Consider the following 19,043-nt stretch of genomic DNA (forward strand, 5'->3'; position numbering starts at 1 on the left):
AAATTAGTAATGCAAGCATGATGTGTAATTAATAATGCCTTAACATGCTGTGGGCAATTTTGTAATTGGTAAATCTTAACATACGAACTCAAGCATGTACCTGCAATTAAGCGACGAGGAATTAGTGGGCCTTTTAAAGGTAGACGACCATTTGGCTCTTGAAAATTTATTTAATCGTTACTACAAAAGTTTGTGCCAGCTAAGTGCTGTTTACACCAAAGATTTTGAGATAGCAGAGGAAGTTGTTGCTAATATGTTTATGAAATTATGGGATACCCGCAACGACCTCAATTTGCAAAACGTCAAAGGCTATCTATCGGTTTCGATACGTAACGCCTCCATTAACCAATTACAAAGAAAGAAACTTGTTGTTGAACCAATTGATGAGGTAGCTCATCAGTTAAGTAACATAGCAGATGAGCTCACGCCACTCAACATTATCACCGGGCGCGAGTCATACAACAGAATACTTAAACTAATTGATACCTTACCTACATCACAGCGGGAAGTGTTGCTGATGAGCCATGTTGATAATTTAAGCAAGCACGAGATAGCAGCCATTTTAGATATTTCAGTGCGTACGGTTGAAACCACCCTTTATCAATCAGTAAAAAAACTCAGGCTGTTATTAAAAGATTCTTACAATTCGGCTGCGAGTAATTAACCATTTCTTAACGCATTCATAACGTAATCCGCTACGTATACGCACTGCTTAAATCTGTCTTTAGTGTAGAAACAGATTAATGGAAGAGCAAAGCTATCGTTTAATTACAGCTTATTTTGAAAAGACCATCAGCGATGAAGGCCTGACGCAATTGCGCGAGTGGATTGAGGAAAGTCCTGCAAATCTTGCGCAGTTTAGTGAAACCATTCAAATACTTGAAGCTTCAAAAGCTTATACCGCTCAGCCGCTTAATCAACAAAAAAGCTGGGCTGGCATACAGCAATATATAAATCAACCTTTAAAAGCTAAAAACACCCGCATACTAAGGTATAAGTGGCTTGCTGCAGCGGCAATCCTGCTGGCTGTTTGTACTACTACATTAGCATGGTATAAGCACATGCTTAACGCATTTACATCAATTGAATATGCCGAAGTGAAAAGTGTTAATGGCCGCCATACAAAAGTTTACCTGCCCGATAGTTCTGTAGTTTACCTGAGCGGCGGTAGCAAAATAAAGTTTGCCAAGGGTTTTGATGGCAAAACCCGCAATGTACAGTTGAACGGAGAAGCTTTTTTTGATGTTGTGCATCAAGCCAAACCATTTATAGTAAACAGCGGCAAAATTTCAACCGTGGTACTTGGTACCTCATTTAATGTAAAAGCTTACAGTAGCCAGCAAAAAGTAACCGTTACCGTTAACAGCGGCAAGGTTGGAGTTTTGGCCACAGTAAACGGAAAAAGAAAGCTGGTAAAGTACCTCACTCCTGATGAGCAGATAGAAATAAACACGCTTAACGGTTTATATGCATTTGGGCAAACCGATGCACATGCAGTAAGCGGCTGGATAAATAACGACTTAAGCTTTTACAATACTGCCCTAAAAGATATTGCACAATCAATTGAGCATCATTACGGCGTACATATTGATTTTACCGACCCTGAGCAAGGGCACGTAAAGCTTACAACAAAATTTGATAATGTTTCGCTAAAACAGGTAATGCAAACCCTAAGTGAGCTTTCCGGCCTTGCTTATACGCAAAAGGGTAATCAGTTTTTCTTTACAAACACCAATCAAAAAGGAGGAAGCATAATGAGATAGACTTTTCCTTTATCCCTTTTTTTAAATAAAAAAGCCAGGTGGTTGCTGGTAACAACTCCCGGCTCCAAAAATTTAAACTCACGACTAAATAAGTATAAATTAAGTAAATATATGAAAAAATCATGGTTATTGGCCATTGTGGTTTTTTTTCAAATGGCATTTGCGCTTGCTAATGTGTATGCGCAAACCATTAACAAAAAGATAACTTTCGGGGCGGGCGGCATTACAATTAAAGCAGCCTTCAACCAAATTGAAAAGCTGGGCGGCGTAACAATCAGCTACAACAACTCGGCTTTTAATGATAAACGTACCGTTACGTTAAACCGTGCTGAGCGCACCGTACAGGAAACACTCAACCTGCTGCTTAGAGGCACAAATTTTACTATTAAACCATCAGGATCAAACATTCTATTGGTTGCTGCCGAGAGCCGCAATAACGTGGTAATAAGAGGAACCGTAATTGATGATGATGACCAGCAACCGCTTATAGGTGTAACTATCAGTAACGATCAAAAACGTACACTGGCAGTAACAAATACCGCAGGGCAGTTCAGCATCAACGTTCCGGCCGGCAGTATGGTTACCGTTGGTTACATAGGCTACACCTCTCAAACTGCAAAATATAACAGCAGCCAAAATAATATGGTTGTACGCCTAAAGCGCGGTGCAAGTGAGTTGCAAGAAGTAGTAGTAACAGCGTTAGGTATAAAACGCGAAGAGAAATCATTAGGGTATGCGGCAACCGTTGTGAAAAGCGAACAGCTGACGGATGCACTTTCTAACAACTGGACCGATGCATTATCAGGTAAAGTAGCAGGTTTGAACCTGGTAAGGTCAAACAGCGGACCAACAGGATCAAACAAAATTATATTACGCGGCGAAAACAACATTACCGGTGATAATGAAGCATTGATTGTGGTAGATGGTGTTGTTATAAACCAGGGTAGCGGAAGGCGTACAGGTAACGCAGGCGAGTCGGTTTACGCTACGTCGAGCGATAACTTGCCTGCCGATTACGGAAGTAATATTAATGACATAAACCCCGAAGATATTGAAACAGTCACTGTGCTTAAAGGCCCGGGTGCCTCGGCTTTGTACGGGCAGCGCGGTGCTAACGGTGCTATTATTATAACTACAAAATCGGGCAGTCCTAAACGTAAAGGTTTGGGTATAACCATTAATTCAAACTTAAGCCTGGAAACGGTTAACCGCTGGCCCGATTTACAGTATGAATATGGCCAGGGAACTGCCGGCTTAAACTATTACTCATTCGGTGCCGGGCCCGATGGTGCCAGCACCAGTGCAACAAGTTCGGCTTACGGGCCAAAGTTTGACGGTCAGATGTTCTATCAGCTTGATCCGGTAACGCAGGCACAGTCAACCGTACGTACGCCCTGGGTGCCTTACAAAAACCAAAGCCGCCAGTTTTTTGAAACTGCACATACTTATACCAACTCGGTAAGTATTGATGGCGGTAATGATAAAACATCAGCCCGTTTTTCGGCAACCAACGTGCGTAACAGCTGGATTACACCAAATACCGGTTATGGCCGTAATACCATTGCACTATCTGTAAATACTAAGGTGAATGATAAGCTTGCGATATCATCAAAGGTAAACTACAATAACAAATCGAGCGATAACTTGCCGGGTGCAGGTTATGGTAACCAGTCATTAATGTACTGGTACATATTCTGGCAGCCAAATGCCGATTTAAACTGGTTGAAAAACTACTGGCGCAACGGTCAAACCGGTCGTCAAATATTCTACCCTTTCAGCTCATTCCCTGAAAACCCTTATGCGGTATCATACGAGTTCATCAACCGCTCAAACCGTAACTCAATTACAGGTAACCTGCAGGGTACTTACAATTTTACCAAAGAGTTAAGCTTAAGCCTGCGGGCAACGCTTGATATGGGTTATGAGATGCGTGCCCAGGAGCGCCCGTATGATGCCGGAAGTAAATACCCTAAAGGCTCATTCCGTACCCAAAACATATTCTCGCAAGAAGCCGGCGGCGATTTCTTATTACGTTATAACAAAAAAGTAAATAAAGATTTAACTGTAACAGCAACGGCAGGTGGTAGTATGTTGCGTAACACTTACAACCGTGATGAGGTACGTGCCGACTCATTGGTTTATCCTGGCCTGTATACTATGGCTAACGCTAAAGGAGGTACCCGCATTGCGCTTCCGTATAAAGAGCGTTATGCGCTTAACAGCTTTTACGGCTTGTTATCAACAAGCTACAAGGAATACCTGTTTTTAGATTTAACTGCCCGCCAGGACTGGAACAGTACACTGGCTACCAGAACACGTACCAGTAATGTTGGGTTCTTTTATCCATCGGCCAGTGTAAGCTTCCTGCCTTCTGAAGCATTTAAGCTGCCATCAGCTTTCAACTACGCTAAAGTAAGAGCTTCATTTGCACAGGTAGGCAGCGGTGGTACCACACCTTACCGCACAGTATTTAACTACGCTACTTCAACGGGTTATCCGGGTACGGTTAATCCGGGTTCGTTAACCAATCCTGATCTTAAGCCGTTACGCACCACTACTTTTGAGGTAGGTGCCGAAGCTAAATTGTTTGATAACCGCTTTGGTTTTGATATAGCATTGTACAGCGGTAACACAAAAGATCAGATTCTTACCCGCCGCTTAGACAGGGCATCGGGCTATGAAAATGCTGTGGTGAACCTTGGAAGGGTAAACAACCAGGGTATAGAAATCTCATTGAACGGTACGCCGGTTAAAAACTCAAAATCATTCAGCTGGACGGTATTTGGTACATTCTCGGCCAACAAAAACACTATAAAGGAGGTTGACAGTGCATTTGTTATACGCTACGGACCAGTAGGCGGCGGGCAAATTGTAGCCAACATTGGCGGTAGTATGGGCGATATGTGGGGCCGTGGTTATGTACGCGCACCTGACGGGCAAATAGTTTACGATCCTGCTACCGGCTATGCTAAATTATCAAGCGAGGTTTTATACCTGGGTAATACCATTCCAAAATGGCGTGCAAGCATGGGCCAAACCTTTAAATATAAACGTTTTAGCCTTAATGTGTTATTTGATGCACAGTATGGTGCAGTAGCTTATTCGTTAACAAACTACAAGCTTGCCGAGCAGGGTAAAACTACCAACACGCTTCCGGGTCGTTATAACGGTATTATTGGTAACGGTGTAATTCAAAACGCCGATGGTAGTTACCGTCCTAACAACGTAGTGGCTAATGATATTGATAACTACTACCGCTCGCATTACGGTATTGACAATGCTGAGGGGAATACGTTCTCAACCGACTTCCTAAAGTTTCGCGAGGCCAGGCTTGATTATACTTTCTCGCCCAAATTTACCTCAAGGCTGGGCATACAGCGCCTTACTGCAGGTGTTTACGGCCGAAATCTGTTTATATGGACCAAGTGGCCTGTTTTCGATCCTGAATTTGGTACCCTGTCTGATACTGACATTGTGCAGGGCTTTGAAACGGCACAATTCCCATCAACCCGAACCTTTGGTTTCAACTTAGTTATTGGCTTATAATTTTTTTAAGATGAAAAGATATACACACTTTATTAAGCTGATAATTGCCTGTGTTGCAATTGCTGCTACATCGTGTAAAAAAGACTTTATCGATATTAATACCAATCCTAACGGATTAACAAACGTATTACCCGAGCAGTTATTAGGTCCATCGCTGGTAAATACGGTATCATACAATATGTTGCGCAGCCGCACGGTAAACAATGAGCTAATGCAGGTTACTGTTGACCAAGGCGATAGCGAAGGACGTATTTTCAGGTATGATATACGCAACAGCGTTGGTGATTATACCTGGAATGGCTGGTACTCACAGCTGGTAAATTTTAAAGATATATATAGCGTTGCCAGCGTTGAGCCAAACTACAATGAAACCTACATGGGTATATCACTTATATGCCAGTCTTGGATATCATCACTGCTTACCGATACCTATGGTGATGTGCCTTATTTCCAAGCCGGAAAGGCACGCGACAGCGTGATTTTCACCCCACGGTTTGACAGGCAGAAAGACATTTACCTTGACATTTTCAACAAGCTTGAAGAGGCTAATACCCGACTTGGCAAAGGCTCAAATATATCGGGAGGTGCTATTGACCCCGTTTATGGTGGTAATGCCGCTAAATGGCGCCGTTTTGGAAATAGCTTATACCTGCGTTTATTGATGCGCCTTTCGGGCAAAGCAGAGGTATCAGCACAGTGTATAGCTAAAATCAGGGAGATCGTTGATACAAAAGCTACTGACTACCCTATTATGGCCAGCAATGATGATGCTGCGGTGCTAAGGTGGACAGGTACTAACTTTTTAACTTCACCTTTTGTTGGTAACAACATAGGTAATGTAAGGGCTCAGGATTTCAGAGCACAGCCAATTACCGAATTTTTTATTGGTAACCTCACCACCTGGAATGATCCGCGTATAGCACAAAACCGTTGGTCAATTGCACCTTATCAGGGAGCGTTTGTAGGTATCCCGAGTGGTTATGCACCTGGTCAGGGTACGGTCGGTAAGTCATACTTTTATGCAACCGACAGTAATTTCCCAACAACCCTCATGACAGAGCCACTGATGGGTAACATTATGAACTTTTCGGAATTACAGTTTTTGCTGGCCGAGGCTGCCGCCAAAGGCTGGATAAGCAATGCTGCCGAAACTTACTATAAAAACGGTGTAACTGCAGGTATAACATTTTGGCTTCCAACCTACGTTTTCAATGTTGATACCTACCTGCAGGGAGCAGACATTGCCTGGAAAAATGATGCTACCATCGATCAGAAAATGGAGCTTATACACCTGCAAAAATATTACTCCATGTTTTACACTGATTTTCAGCAGTGGTTTGAGTACCGCCGTACGGGGCACCCCATTTTGCCTAAAGGCAACGGGTTGCGTAATAACGGTGTAATGCCTGCAAGGTTAACCTACCCGGTTTACCTGCAATCAGCCAACCCTGTTAATTACAAGCTTGCTGTAGCGGCACAAGGCCCTGATGTGATAAGCACACAGGTTTGGTGGCAAAAGCCTTAATTATTCACTTAAGTAATTACAAATATCAAGACATAATGAAAAAGATACATTTGTTTATGATTGTAATTGCAGCGGCAGTTTTTGCCGGTTGCAAAAAAGACAATTATCCCGGCGGTGTACCGGGGCCTACCATAGCTGTTTTAGATTTACGGGCAGTTTACAAGGGTAGTGATGTTATATTAAATGAAGAAAACCTTGGCGGCGCCAAGCAATTTGTTGGCGTTGTTATATCTGAACCTGCACAGGGTAATCAACCATCAGGTAAAGTAGTTATACAAAACTACGGCCGTAATAAACTTTTAAGGGGAATAAGTGTGGTTATGGGCGCTGCCGCAACTAATTACCAGGCCGGTGATTCGGTACAGGTTGTTGTAACGGGTGCAACTTTAACGCGGGTGAATGGTACTTTATCGGTTACCAATGTTCCGGAAGCTAACGTAACCAAGCTTGGGCGTGTAAATTCTTATAACGTACGTGCGGCAAACACTGCAGCCATTGCAGCTGCCCCTGATAGTTATGAGAGTACACTGATATCAATAAGCAATGCCATAACCGAACCGGAACCTGTAGCAGGTGATACTTATGCCGGAGATAAAGTTATAAATGACGGTTTCGCAAAAATGACTTTGCATACCGAAGCTAATGCAACATTTGCCACTACCCAATTACCGGCCAACGCAAATTTTATAGGTATAGCAGTTACCGGTACTGATGGTAAAATACAACTGTGGCCACGCCGTATAAACGAAATTCGTCCATTACCGCTAATAAGGCCATCAGCAGTAATCATAACCGGCTACCTAACCAATCCAACTGGTGCTGATAATAACTATGAGTATATACAACTTAAAGCCACGCGCGATATTGATTTTGCCGTTACTAATTTTTCGTTGGTTACTTGTAATAATGCAGGTTCGGGTCCGGTACCGGTTAACGGCTGGGCTATTGGTGGCACACGTTCTTATAAATTTAACCTTACATCCGGAACAGTTAAAAAAGGACAGTATTTTTATGTAGGCGGCAACAAAAATATCTTCGGAGCAAATTCAACTGATATGAGCAGTTCTGTTTGGGCAAACAGCACATTATACTCTAATGTGAACGGTGCCGATTTTGGTACCGCTACAACTAATCTGCTTGCTAACAGCGGTAACATTGCTGGTATAGCTGTGTTTCAAGGCACTACTGTTGATGGGTCAACGGTGCCGTTAGATGTTATTATGTACGGTGGTGCCGGTAACTTTTACTCGGCTGGTCCGCCCGAAATTGGCTACCGTGTTACCAATACCGATTACTATGGCACTATTAACCCTATAAGTGGAGCTCTACAAAACTTCTACGGTTCAGGTACCAATACGCAAAAATTAGGACTGCCTGCAAACGAAAACTTTGTACAGTTGGGTGGCGTGTACGATGCCGTATCAGGCAGGTGGACTACACCACGAACTTTAACCAGTATACCATTAACCCCTACATCGCCAGTTACCACTTTAGAGGTTGGCGATACCTTCACCAAAATTGTAAATTAATACGTTCAGCCAGGCAAATTTGTAAAGGTTTGCCTGGCTTAATTATTCACTATGAACCGCAGATTATTCATACAACGGTCGCTGGTTATTACCGGCGCGTTAACCCTTCGTTTTAGAAATACCTTTGGCTTTAACCGCCCGGCGGCGGTTACTGGTAAGGTAACTGCTAACGGAAAGCCTTTGGCTAATGTGCTCATTTCAGATGGGTTTAGTATTGTACCTACCCGTGCCGATGGAAGCTATCAACTCACTCCCGCTCCAAAGGCCGAATTTGTTTTTATCAGCATACCATCGGGTTATGAGTTTCCGCACGAAAAATTTATTGCCCGGCATTACCGTCGTTTAAGTGAGGGCAATAATCTGAACTTTGAGCTGGTGCCGCTAAAGCAAAATGATAACAAACATACCTTCATTGTTTGGGCCGATCCGCAGGTGCGTAACAAAAAAGACGTTGCTCAAATGATGGCGCAATCAGTACCCGATACCCGTAAAACAGTTGAATCATTAGCCGGTCAGTTGGTGCATGGTATAGGAGTGGGCGATTTAGCCTGGGACAACCTTGAGTTTTTCAATGATTATGACAAAGCCATTGGCCAAATTGGTGTGCCATTCTTTCAGGGCTTAGGTAATCATGATATGGATTACCGCCAGGGCGGCGATGAAACTTCAGACCGTACCTTCAAAAAGCAATACGGACCTACTTACTACTCATTTAACCGTGGCCGGGCACACTACGTAATGATCGATGATGTACGCTACTTGGGCCGCGAACGCGAGTATGACGGCTATATAACTGAAGAGCAGCTGGAATGGCTTGAAAAAGATTTACAGTACGTTAAAAAGGATGCACTTCTCATTATTTGCCTGCATATACCGGTTTACAATCAGGTAAAAAACAATAAAGATTTGTACCGCTTACTACGGCCGTTTAAAAACGTGCATATCATGTCGGGTCATACCCACTACAACGAAAACAACGTTGACGGTAATATTTACGAACATAATCATGGCACCGTATGTGGTGCATGGTGGACAGGCCCTGTTTGTGAAGACGGCTGTCCGCGCGGTTACGCTGTTTACAGCGTTGAGGGTAACGACATGAAGTGGTATTATAAGAGCATGGATACCGATAAATCGAACCAGTTATCGTTACACATTGACGAGGAAGGAAAAGCATTTGCCAATGTGTATAACTGGGATCCGAAATGGAAGGTGGAGTACTGGATAGACGGGCAATATAAAGGTGTGATGAAAAACGAGCCCGGCCTTGATCCAATAGCTACCAAGCTGTACCTGGGCGATAAATTACCGGCCGGCCGTACCTTCCCTGAGCCACGCGAAACCAAGCACCTGTTTGTTGCCAAAATGAAAGAAGGCAAGAAAATAAAAGTAGTGGCTACTGACCGCTTTGGCGATAAGTATGAGCGCGAAATAGAAGCGTAGAACCTTTTACAGCTCATAAATATGCCCGCATTGTCATTTCGAGCGATAGCGAGAAATCCTGTTCATACGTACCGCATCCTCGAACAAGATTCCTCGCTGTCTTTCGGAATGACATTTTTTATTACCAGTTTATACATATCTATATGAAAAAGCATCTGACCGGCATAGCTATTATTTCACTCGCCAGCCTAAGCGCCTTTGCGCAAAAGGCAACCCAGGCATTTCCCAAATTTGATATTGAGGCTCACCGCGGCGGCCGGGGATTGATGCCTGAAAACACCATTCCGGCTATGTTGAACGCTATTGATTTGGGTGTTACCACGCTTGAAATGGATACGCACATAACAGCCGATGGTAAGGTGATTCTATCACATGATGATACATTTAACCCTTTATTTACCCTTACGCCTGATGGTAAAGAAATGAGTAAGGATGAAGCCCACCAACAGGCACTGTTCAGAATGAATTATGCCGACATTGCAAAGTTTGATGTTGGCAGCAAACCTTACAGCAAGTTTCCGGAGCAAAAGAAAATTAAGGTATATATTCCATTGCTGGAGGCCGTAATCGATAGCGTTCAGCAGTATCTCAAGGCCAAAGGCAAGCCACAGATATTTTATAACGTTGAAACTAAAAGCAAGCCTGAAGGCGATCATATTTATAACCCTGCACCCGTAGAGTTTGTGCAACAACTGATAAAAGTTATTGAGCGCAAAAAAATAACACCTTATGTAGTTGTACAATCGTTTGATAAGCGTACCATACAATTGCTTCATCAAAAATATCCGCAGGTAAAAACCTCTTATTTGGTTGATAGTCCGAAATCAGTAGATGAGTATATAACCGAACTTGGTTACAAGCCTTACATTATTAGCCCTGCTTATAAGTTGGTTACTGCCAATATGGTACAGCAATGCCATGCTCAAGGCATTAAAATAGTACCGTGGACCGTAAACACTTCTGAAGAAATTGCTGCATTGAAAGCTTTGGGTGTTGACGGGATAATTTCTGATTATCCTAATTTACTGGTGAAGTAATTACAGCAATTTTATCATTCCTAAATCAAAAGTAATTATAAATACGTTTGCATTGTTTAAGCAGTATACATTTATAATATTTGCTCGCAATGATACGTCTCTCAGTAAACATCAATAAAGTAGCCACGCTCCGTAATTCTCGCGGAGGTAACAACCCTGATCTTTTACAGGTAGCAAAAGACTGTGAACGCTTTGGTGCACAAGGTATAACAGTACATCCGCGCCCTGATGAGCGCCATATACGTTATAGTGATGTTTATGCCCTGAAAGACATTGTAACTACCGAATTTAATATTGAAGGTAATTGCGACGAGAAAAAATTTGTCGACCTTGTACTGGCCGTTAAGCCTCATCAGGTAACTTTAGTTCCTGATGCAACAGATCAGCTAACCTCTAATCATGGTTGGGATACCATAACCCACAAACGCTATTTGCAGGATATGGTAAAGTGCTTTAAAGATGAGGGCATCAGGGTATCCTTATTTGTAGATCCGCTGAACGATATGGTTGAAGCTGCCGCCGAAACCGGTACAGACCGTATTGAACTTTATACCGAAGCCTATGCCAGCCACTATCATCAGGGTATAGAACTGGCCGCGGCACCGTACATACAAGCTGCTGAAATGGCCAAGAAAGTTGGTTTAGGAATAAATGCCGGTCATGACCTCGACCTTAAAAACCTAAAATACTTTGCCGAGCATGTGCCTGGTTTGCAGGAGGTAAGTATAGGCCATGCACTCATAAGCGATGCCCTATATTTTGGTTTAGAAAATACTATACAGATGTATTTGCAGCGTCTCGGTTCTTAATAACCCATGTATTCATTTGTCAACTCACTCTCCAATTTTAATGACATTTAAATGGTACGGTGATTAAAAATACGTTTTACCTTTGTTTAACACTGTTAAATTATTTAATGCCTTACTAAGATGGCCAGCAAAGACAGGATTTTGAGATTGAAGGAAGAAACCAGAGTTAATATTCTGGATGCTGCGCTGCTGATTGGTAAGCAAGAAGGTTGGCAAGCTTTAAGTATGCGTAAGATAGCTGATATAATTGAATATACAGCGCCTATTATTTACGAGTACTTTGCCAATAAGGAAGCCATTATGATGGAGCTTACCAAAAAAGGCTATTGCATATTGGCTAAGGCAATGAAAGCCGCTAAAGAAGCTCAGGATACACCAGCCAAACAGTTGGAAGCCCTTTGGATTACCTACTGGAACTTTGCCTTTACCGAAAAGGAGCTATACCAGCTTATGTTTGGTATTGAGGTAAATTGTTGTGTTTTCGAAAAATCTATTCCTGAGATAGAAGGGCCAGCAAATATGCTTACCGCGTCAATTAAAGAGGTAATGGGTAACAAGAATCCTACAGAGGACGAGGTTTGTAAATGGTATTATACTTTTTGGTCAATTGTACATGGGCTAATATCAATTAATCATGTGCGCCAGAGCGTTCCGGATGGTATCAATGAGCAGGTTTTAAAAGACGCTATTGCTGGAATCATTCAGGCAATAAAGGAATAATATATTTTTTCGAAATCACTTAACACTGTTAAATAAGTAAACATCATTATATAATGGCAACATTCTTTATCGAACATTCAACATCAACATAGCTTAACAGTGTTAAATTAATTAACAATGTTATCTGTCTTCATCTTTCTCATGATTTTGGCAGAAAAGCTTTAAATCAAAAAACACTACTAAGCACAAATCCAAATTTTTAATATCATGAAATCCTTAGCAATTATCTTATCACTGGCCGTTTTGTACGGATGTGCAGAAAAGCCGGCACAACAGCAGGCCGCACCTCCGCAAGCCTTGCCTGTTACTGAAATAAAAGTTGATACCGCAACCACTTATCAGGATTATCCTGCTTCAATTGAGGGAGCTGTAAACGTAGAGATACGTCCGCAGGTGGCCGGTACTTTAGACCGCCTTTATGCCGACGAAGGCGCCTATGTAACCAAAGGTCAACCTTTATTTAAAATCAACGAAAATCCATTTCGTGAGGCATTAAATAACGCAAAGGCCAGCCAGCAAGCGGCTGAAGGTGCTATGGCTAACGCCAAACTGGAGGTAGAAAAACTGACTCCGCTGGTTCAAAACAAGGTGGTGTCTGAGTATCAGCTGAAAGCTGCTAAAGCAGCCTTGCAGGTTGCACAGGCACAAGTGGCGCAAGCCAAAGCACAAGTAGGTACTGCGCAAATAAACTTAGGTTACACTGTAATAAAAGCTCCGGTTAGCGGATACATTGGCCGCCTGGTTAAAAAACAAGGAAGTTTGGTTTCGCCGTCAGATGCCGAAGCTTTAACCCAACTTTCGGACGTGCATGATGTGCATGTATACTTTTCGCTTGGCGAAACTGACTTTGTGAACTTTAAAGCGCAGTACGCCGGCAAAAACCTGCAAGATAAAATTAGTCACCTGCCGCCGGTAGCACTTGTATTGTCTGACAAGAGCAGCTATACCCTGCCCGGTAAAATTGATATGATTGATGGCCAGTTTGATAAAACCACCGGTGCAATTACTGTGAGGGCAACTTTCCCTAATGCCGATGGACTTTTACGTTCGGGCAATACCGGCAAAGTGCGCCTTAGCCTGCAACACAACAATGTGGCCCGCGTACCGCAGGATGCCACCCTCGAACTGCAAGACAAAGTATTTGTATATGCCGTGGGCGACAGCAATAAAGTAGCTAAACAACCTATAGTAATTGAAGGCAAAAGTGGCAGTGATTACCTGGTGAAAAGCGGCTTAAACCCCGGTCAGCAAATTGTACTAAGCGGTGTTGACCACCTGCAGGACGGTATGAAGATCGCTCCTCAAAAAGCGGTTGACAAAACCAACGCCGTAGCTAAAAACTAAACTTCAACTTTTTTTAAAGCAAAACGTCATGTTTCAACGATTTATAGAAAGGCCGGTACTTTCAACCGTGATCTCCATCCTGTTGGTGATTCTGGGTGTGCTGGGCCTTACCAAACTGCCCTTGCAGCAGTTCCCTGATATTGCGCCTCCGGCCGTGTTGGTAACTGCCATTTATCCGGGTGCCAACGCCGAAACTGTATTACGCTCGGTAGCGCCTTCATTAGAGGAATCAATTAACGGTGTGGAAAACATGAGCTACATGAGCTCAACCGCCAGTAACGATGGTAGCTTAGCTATTACCGTATATTTTAAACAAGGTACTGACCCCGATCAGGCTGCCGTAAACGTGCAAAACCGTGTGGCACAAGCACAAAGCCAATTGCCTGCCGAGGTTATACAACAGGGTATCACTACCGTTAAGCAGCAAAACAGCTTAATTGGTGCCGTAGGTATTTACACCACCGATCCTAAGAAGTACGATCAAACCTTCGTAGCTAACTACGCGCAAATCAACATTATTCCTGAGTTAAAACGTATACCGGGTGTAGGTTCGGCTACCATATTTGGTGGTGTTAAAGATTACTCGATGCGGGTATGGCTTAACCCAACACAAATGGCTGCTTACAAAATTACACCTGCCGAAGTAATGGCTGCCATTCAGGATAAAAACCTGGAAGCTGCTCCTGGTAAATTAGGTGAGCGCAGCAACGAAGCCTTTGAGTATGTAATTAAATATAAAGGCAAGCTGAATAAGCCCGATGAGTACGAAAATATTGCCATTCGCGCCAATGCCGATGGTTCTATACTGCACCTGAAAGATGTAGCCCGTGTTGAACTGGGTGCATACTCTTACAGCAGTATGAGCCACCTTAACGGTAACGATGGTGTTGCAGTGGGTGTAATTCAGCTAGCCGGTTCAAACGCCAACGAAATACAAATTGCGGTTGATAAACTGATGGAAAAAGCTGCAAAGGATTTTCCCAAAGGAATTGAGTACAACAACTTTTACCGTACCAAAACTGCATTGGATGAATCTATAAGCCAAGTTGAACACACATTAGTGGAAGCCTTTATACTGGTATTCGTGGTAGTGTTTATCTTTTTGCAGGATTTTCGCTCTACCTTAATCCCGGCTATTGCCGTTCCGGTAGCTATTTTAGGTACGTTCTTCTTCCTTAATTTATTTGGCTTCTCTATTAACCTGCTTACGCTGTTTGCGTTAGTGCTTGCTATTGGTATTGTGGTGGATGATGCCATTGTGGTAGTTGAGGCGGTACACTCTAAGATGGAGACTGATCACCTGTCACCTCGTGAGGCTACGAATACCGCCATGCACGAAATTACAGGTGCCATCATTTCCATTACCCTGGTAATGGCCGCCGTGTTCCTGCCTGTAGGTTTTATGACCGGTTCAACGGGTATATTTTACCGCCAATTTGCCTTTACTATGGCCATAGCCATTGTTATATCGGCTATTAATGCATTGACACTTAGCCCGGCACTGGCTGCCTTGTTTTTGAAAAACAATCATGCAGGCAACGGTACAGCCGGCGAAAAAGCAGGCTTTGCGCAAAAATTTTATGCAGGCTTTAACCGCAGCTTTAACTCATTAACCAACCGTTATGTAGGCGGTATTAAGTTCCTCATTAATCATAAATGGTTAAGTATGGGAGCCTTGGCTTTGGTAACTGCCATTACCGTATATATGGTAAGCAACACCAAATCGGGCTTTATTCCAACCGAAGATCAGGGCTTTGTGGCTATATCAGTATCCACGCCATCTGGTACCTCATTAGGCAAAACAACCAAAGTAATTGAGGATGCGGAAAAAGAGTTGCGGGCTATGCCTGCCGCAAGATTTGTAACCACCATATCGGGCTTCAACTTGTTAACCAACTCCAGCAGCCCATCGGCAGCAGTAATGTTTGTGCTGTTGAAAGACAATAAGGAACGTGGAGAAGTTAAGAACATTGACGATATACAAAACGTAATTCGCGGCAAACTTGGTGCTATAAGCCGTGGTACATTCTTCGTGTTCAGTTTCCCTACCGTACCAGGCTTCAGTAACGTAGAGGCATTGGATATGGTATTGCAGGATAAAACCGGCGGCAAGCTGGACAAATTTAGCGGTGTAGCAAATAACTTTATTGGCAAGCTGATGCAGCAACCGGCTATAGCCTTCGCCTTTACCTCCTTTAAGGCCGATTATCCGCAACTGCAATTAGAAGTTGATGATGATAAAGCCAACCAATTGGGTGTAAACGTACGTGATGTATTACAAACCATGCAGGCTTACTTTGGTAGCGCCCAGGCATCAGACTTTAACCGCTTTGGTAAATACTACCGGGTTATTGTTCAGGCTGACGTTGCCGACAAAACCGACCCTTCATCTATCGACCGCGTATACGTGCGCAATAAAAGCGGCGAAATGGTTCCAATTAAAACACTGGTCAAATTAAGCCGTGTTTATGGTTCTGAAACTGCTTCGCGTTATAACCTGTTTAATTCTATACAAATCAACGCCATTCCTAAACCAGGCTATAGCTCGGGTGATGCCATCAAAGCCATACAGGAAGTAGCAGCAAAAGAGTTACCACAGGGCTTTGCCTACGAGTTTTCCGGACAAACCCGCGAGGAGATCTCATCAGGCGGACAATCTGCTGTAATTTTCGCACTATGTTTGGTGTTCGTGTACTTCCTGCTTTCAGCACAGTATGAAAGTTATATTCTGCCGCTGGCTGTAATCCTGTCAATCCCTACCGGTATATTCGGTGTATTTTTAGCCATTGGCTGGGCAGGTATTGATAATAACATTTACGTACAGGTTGCCCTTATCATGCTCATTGGTTTGCTGGCTAAAAACGCCATCCTTATTGTAGAGTTTGCTTTGCAACGCCGCCGTAACCGCGAAGGACTGGTAGCAGCAGCACTGGAAGGTGCACGATCACGTCTGCGTCCAATTATCATGACCTCGCTGGCCTTTATTGCCGGTATGATACCGATGATGAGCGCTACGGGTCCATCTGCGCAGGGTAACCACTCCATCAGTATTGGTGCAGCAGGCGGTATGTTGAGCGGTGTAGTGCTGGGGGTAATGATTATTCCGGTGTTGTTTGTCATTTTTCAGCATTTACAGGAACGTGTGAGCGGTGTACCAGTTAATGTCAGGCATAATGATGGCCACAGTCATGCAGTGGCTCATTATGAGGAGGTAACGCACTAAACTCCACTAAACGGCGTAGCCCTCATGAGTACCAAAAAGAAAAGTGACAACTACGAACTATTATCTCCCCCAGGGCGGGGGAGACTTTCAACAAGCATAGGTTAAACAAAAACATAAGCGCTTCAAAGCCCTCCCACTCAGGAAGGGTTTTGGAGGGGCGAATTACAAACATGAAAAATTACCTAACCATAGCAGTGCTGCTCATACTGAGCGCCTGTAAGGTATCAAAAGATGTGCAGGTGCCTAATCAGCAGTTGCCAAACGCTTACCGTACAGCAACGGTTACCGATACCACATCCATAGCCCGTTTGCCCTGGAAAAACTTTTTTACAGAGGCAACACTTCAAAACCTTATTGATAGTGCTATTACGCGTAACAATGATTTGCAGATTGCGGTAAAGAACATTGAGCAGGCACAGTTTACTTTAAAGCAAGCCAAATTAGGTTATCTTCCTGCGGTAGGGTTGGGCGTAACTGCAGCAATAAACCGTCCATCAAACAATAGCTTAAACGGCTTGAGCCTGAGCCAGTTTTTGGGCAGTAAACATATTGAGGATTATAATGCTTCAGCAAACCTTTCGTGGGAAGCTGATATTTGGGGTAAAATACGTAGCCGGAAAGCAGCGGCTCTTGCAACTTACCTGCAAACCGAAGAAGCTCGCAAGGCGATTCAGACTCAACTGGTGGCTAATGTTTCATCAGGATACTATAACCTACTAATGCTGGATGCACAGCTGGAAATTGCGCGTAAAAACCTGCGTTTAAATGATAGCACCCTGCGTATTATTCGTTTACAGTTTGATGCTGGGCAGGTTACCTCGCTGGCTGTACAGCAAGCCGAAGCACAGCAGTTGGCTGCAGCAAGGTTAATCCCACAATTTGAGCAGGATATTACCATCCAGGAGAATGCCTTGAGCATACTGGCCGGTAAGCTGCCATCGGCAGTTATTCGTAACCAAACATTGGAGTCGGTGCCGGTTTCCCAAAGTTTGTCGGCCGGTTTGCCCTCAACATTGTTAAGCCTGCGCCCCGATGTACGTAGCGCCGAACTTGCCGTTGAGCGTGCCAACGCTGATGTTGGCGTTGCTAAAGCCAGTATGTACCCCTCGTTGGTAATTACTGCGCAAGGGGGCGTCAATTCTTTCAGGGCAAGTAACTGGTTCAACATTCCGGCCTCATTATTTGGCACCGCTGCTGCCGGTTTAACCCAGCCGCTGTTTCAACGCGGACAGTTAAAGACCCAGTACCAGGTAGCCAAAGTAGAACGGGAGAAAACAGTTATACAGTTCCGCCAGCAGGTTTTATTGGCAGTAGGGGAGGTTTCGGATGCGTTGGTACGTTTAGATAAACTTAACCAGCAACGCCAAACTGCAGCCAACCGTGCCCAAACCTTGCGCCAGGCAACCGGTAATGCAAGTATGCTTTTTAAAAACGGCATGGCAAATTACCTCGAAGTGATAACCGCGCAAAGCAATGTATTGCAGAGCGAGCTGGAGCTGGCTTCAATTAAAAAAGCACAATTAGATGCCACCGTTGAGCTTTACCGCTCGGTAGGCGGCGGCTGGAGATAATCTTTTGGATTGTGATAGTAGAAGGGAGACTAACCGTAAGGTTGTCTCCTTTTTTCTTTATTAATTTTTTGATAGATTTACTATCAAAAAGATAGTAACCAAGTAAATATATGTCTAAACTTCCCGACAGTGAGCGTAATCATAGTCCTGAATCATGCAAGGCCAGTGTTGATGCCGTGCGTGACGCGCTTTATGTGTTAAACGGAAAATGGAAGTTTCCGTTAATGGTTGCCTTGTCAAACGGGCCGCAGCGGTTTAAAGATATACAGCGCGTTTTGGGCGATATTACGCCCAAGATACTTTCAAAGGAATTAAAAGAACTGGAATTAAACGAGTTTGTAAAACGAACCGTGTTTGCAACTACACCCGTAACAATAACCTACGAACTTACGGCCTACAGCCGCACGCTTGACAGTGTTTTGAAAGAACTCGGAACCTGGGGCCGCCAACACCGCGAGCATATCAAACGAAGTATGAAAGCTAAACCTGCAGAACAAGCAAAAGCAATTGATCAAAGCCAGGAGCTTTTATAA

Annotated in this window: 13 protein-coding genes; all 13 read left to right on the forward strand. The window is 43.6% G+C overall.

Annotated elements, in window-relative coordinates:
• The first annotated feature begins 94 nt into the window (after positions 1-94).
• The gene (locus tag QZ407_RS08820; protein WP_295769878.1) at positions 95-664 is read left to right on the forward strand and encodes a sigma-70 family RNA polymerase sigma factor; all 570 of its coding nucleotides are present in this window, start codon (positions 95-97) and stop codon (positions 662-664) included.
• Positions 665-743: 79 nt separating this feature from the next.
• Positions 744-1,763 (forward strand): FecR domain-containing protein, encoded by a 1,020-nt coding sequence (locus QZ407_RS08825; protein ID WP_295769880.1) that lies wholly within the window; start codon positions 744-746, stop codon positions 1,761-1,763.
• Positions 1,764-1,874: 111 nt separating this feature from the next.
• A complete protein-coding gene (locus tag QZ407_RS08830; RefSeq protein WP_295769882.1) occupies positions 1,875-5,309 on the forward strand; it encodes a SusC/RagA family TonB-linked outer membrane protein in 3,435 nt (1,144 codons plus the stop codon).
• 10 nt (positions 5,310-5,319) lie between these two features.
• On the forward strand, positions 5,320-6,834 hold the full coding sequence (locus QZ407_RS08835) for a SusD/RagB family nutrient-binding outer membrane lipoprotein (RefSeq protein WP_295769883.1): 1,515 nt from the start codon (positions 5,320-5,322) through the stop codon (positions 6,832-6,834).
• A gap of 35 nt (positions 6,835-6,869) precedes the next feature.
• Positions 6,870-8,363 (forward strand): DUF5689 domain-containing protein, encoded by a 1,494-nt coding sequence (locus QZ407_RS08840; protein WP_295769885.1) that lies wholly within the window; start codon positions 6,870-6,872, stop codon positions 8,361-8,363.
• A 51-nt stretch (positions 8,364-8,414) separates the two neighbouring features.
• Positions 8,415-9,806, forward strand: coding sequence for a calcineurin-like phosphoesterase family protein (locus QZ407_RS08845; protein WP_295769888.1), 1,392 nt, complete (start codon positions 8,415-8,417; stop codon positions 9,804-9,806).
• A gap of 143 nt (positions 9,807-9,949) precedes the next feature.
• The gene (locus QZ407_RS08850; protein WP_295769891.1) at positions 9,950-10,843 is read left to right on the forward strand and encodes a glycerophosphodiester phosphodiesterase family protein; all 894 of its coding nucleotides are present in this window, start codon (positions 9,950-9,952) and stop codon (positions 10,841-10,843) included.
• An 89-nt stretch (positions 10,844-10,932) separates the two neighbouring features.
• Positions 10,933-11,652 carry a pyridoxine 5'-phosphate synthase gene (locus tag QZ407_RS08855; protein WP_295769894.1) on the forward strand — a complete coding sequence of 240 codons (720 nt, stop codon included), beginning with the start codon at positions 10,933-10,935 and terminating at the stop codon, positions 11,650-11,652.
• Positions 11,653-11,772: 120 nt separating this feature from the next.
• Positions 11,773-12,372, forward strand: a complete 600-nt coding sequence (locus QZ407_RS08860) for a TetR/AcrR family transcriptional regulator (protein ID WP_295769897.1) — start codon at positions 11,773-11,775, stop codon at positions 12,370-12,372.
• Positions 12,373-12,579: 207 nt separating this feature from the next.
• Positions 12,580-13,716 (forward strand): efflux RND transporter periplasmic adaptor subunit, encoded by a 1,137-nt coding sequence (locus QZ407_RS08865; protein ID WP_295769902.1) that lies wholly within the window; start codon positions 12,580-12,582, stop codon positions 13,714-13,716.
• A gap of 28 nt (positions 13,717-13,744) precedes the next feature.
• Complete coding sequence (locus QZ407_RS08870) at positions 13,745-16,939, forward strand: efflux RND transporter permease subunit (protein WP_295769905.1); 3,195 nt, start codon at positions 13,745-13,747, stop codon at positions 16,937-16,939.
• Positions 16,940-17,109: 170 nt separating this feature from the next.
• Positions 17,110-18,510: an efflux transporter outer membrane subunit gene (locus QZ407_RS08875; RefSeq protein ID WP_295769908.1), complete on the forward strand. Its 1,401-nt coding sequence runs from the start codon at positions 17,110-17,112 to the stop codon at positions 18,508-18,510.
• Between the two features lie 110 nt (positions 18,511-18,620).
• Entirely contained in the window at positions 18,621-19,043 is a 423-nt protein-coding gene (locus QZ407_RS08880; RefSeq protein WP_295769910.1) for a helix-turn-helix domain-containing protein, read from the forward strand.

Source organism: uncultured Mucilaginibacter sp., from assembly GCF_913773635.1.
Classification (GTDB): Bacteria; Bacteroidota; Bacteroidia; order Sphingobacteriales; family Sphingobacteriaceae; genus Mucilaginibacter.

Excerpts from the sequence above, each read along its gene's own strand:
- QZ407_RS08820 (WP_295769878.1), top strand. The coding sequence starts at position 95 with ATGTACCTGCAATTAAGCGACGAGGAATTAGTGGGCCTTTTAAAGGTA.
- QZ407_RS08825 (WP_295769880.1), top strand. The coding sequence starts at position 744 with ATGGAAGAGCAAAGCTATCGTTTAATTACAGCTTATTTTGAAAAGACC.
- QZ407_RS08830 (WP_295769882.1), top strand. The coding sequence starts at position 1,875 with ATGAAAAAATCATGGTTATTGGCCATTGTGGTTTTTTTTCAAATGGCA.
- QZ407_RS08835 (WP_295769883.1), top strand. The coding sequence starts at position 5,320 with ATGAAAAGATATACACACTTTATTAAGCTGATAATTGCCTGTGTTGCA.
- QZ407_RS08840 (WP_295769885.1), top strand. The coding sequence starts at position 6,870 with ATGAAAAAGATACATTTGTTTATGATTGTAATTGCAGCGGCAGTTTTT.
- QZ407_RS08845 (WP_295769888.1), top strand. The coding sequence starts at position 8,415 with ATGAACCGCAGATTATTCATACAACGGTCGCTGGTTATTACCGGCGCG.
- QZ407_RS08850 (WP_295769891.1), top strand. The coding sequence starts at position 9,950 with ATGAAAAAGCATCTGACCGGCATAGCTATTATTTCACTCGCCAGCCTA.
- QZ407_RS08855 (WP_295769894.1), top strand. The coding sequence starts at position 10,933 with ATGATACGTCTCTCAGTAAACATCAATAAAGTAGCCACGCTCCGTAAT.
- QZ407_RS08860 (WP_295769897.1), top strand. The coding sequence starts at position 11,773 with ATGGCCAGCAAAGACAGGATTTTGAGATTGAAGGAAGAAACCAGAGTT.
- QZ407_RS08865 (WP_295769902.1), top strand. The coding sequence starts at position 12,580 with ATGAAATCCTTAGCAATTATCTTATCACTGGCCGTTTTGTACGGATGT.
- QZ407_RS08870 (WP_295769905.1), top strand. The coding sequence starts at position 13,745 with ATGTTTCAACGATTTATAGAAAGGCCGGTACTTTCAACCGTGATCTCC.
- QZ407_RS08875 (WP_295769908.1), top strand. The coding sequence starts at position 17,110 with ATGAAAAATTACCTAACCATAGCAGTGCTGCTCATACTGAGCGCCTGT.
- QZ407_RS08880 (WP_295769910.1), top strand. The coding sequence starts at position 18,621 with ATGTCTAAACTTCCCGACAGTGAGCGTAATCATAGTCCTGAATCATGC.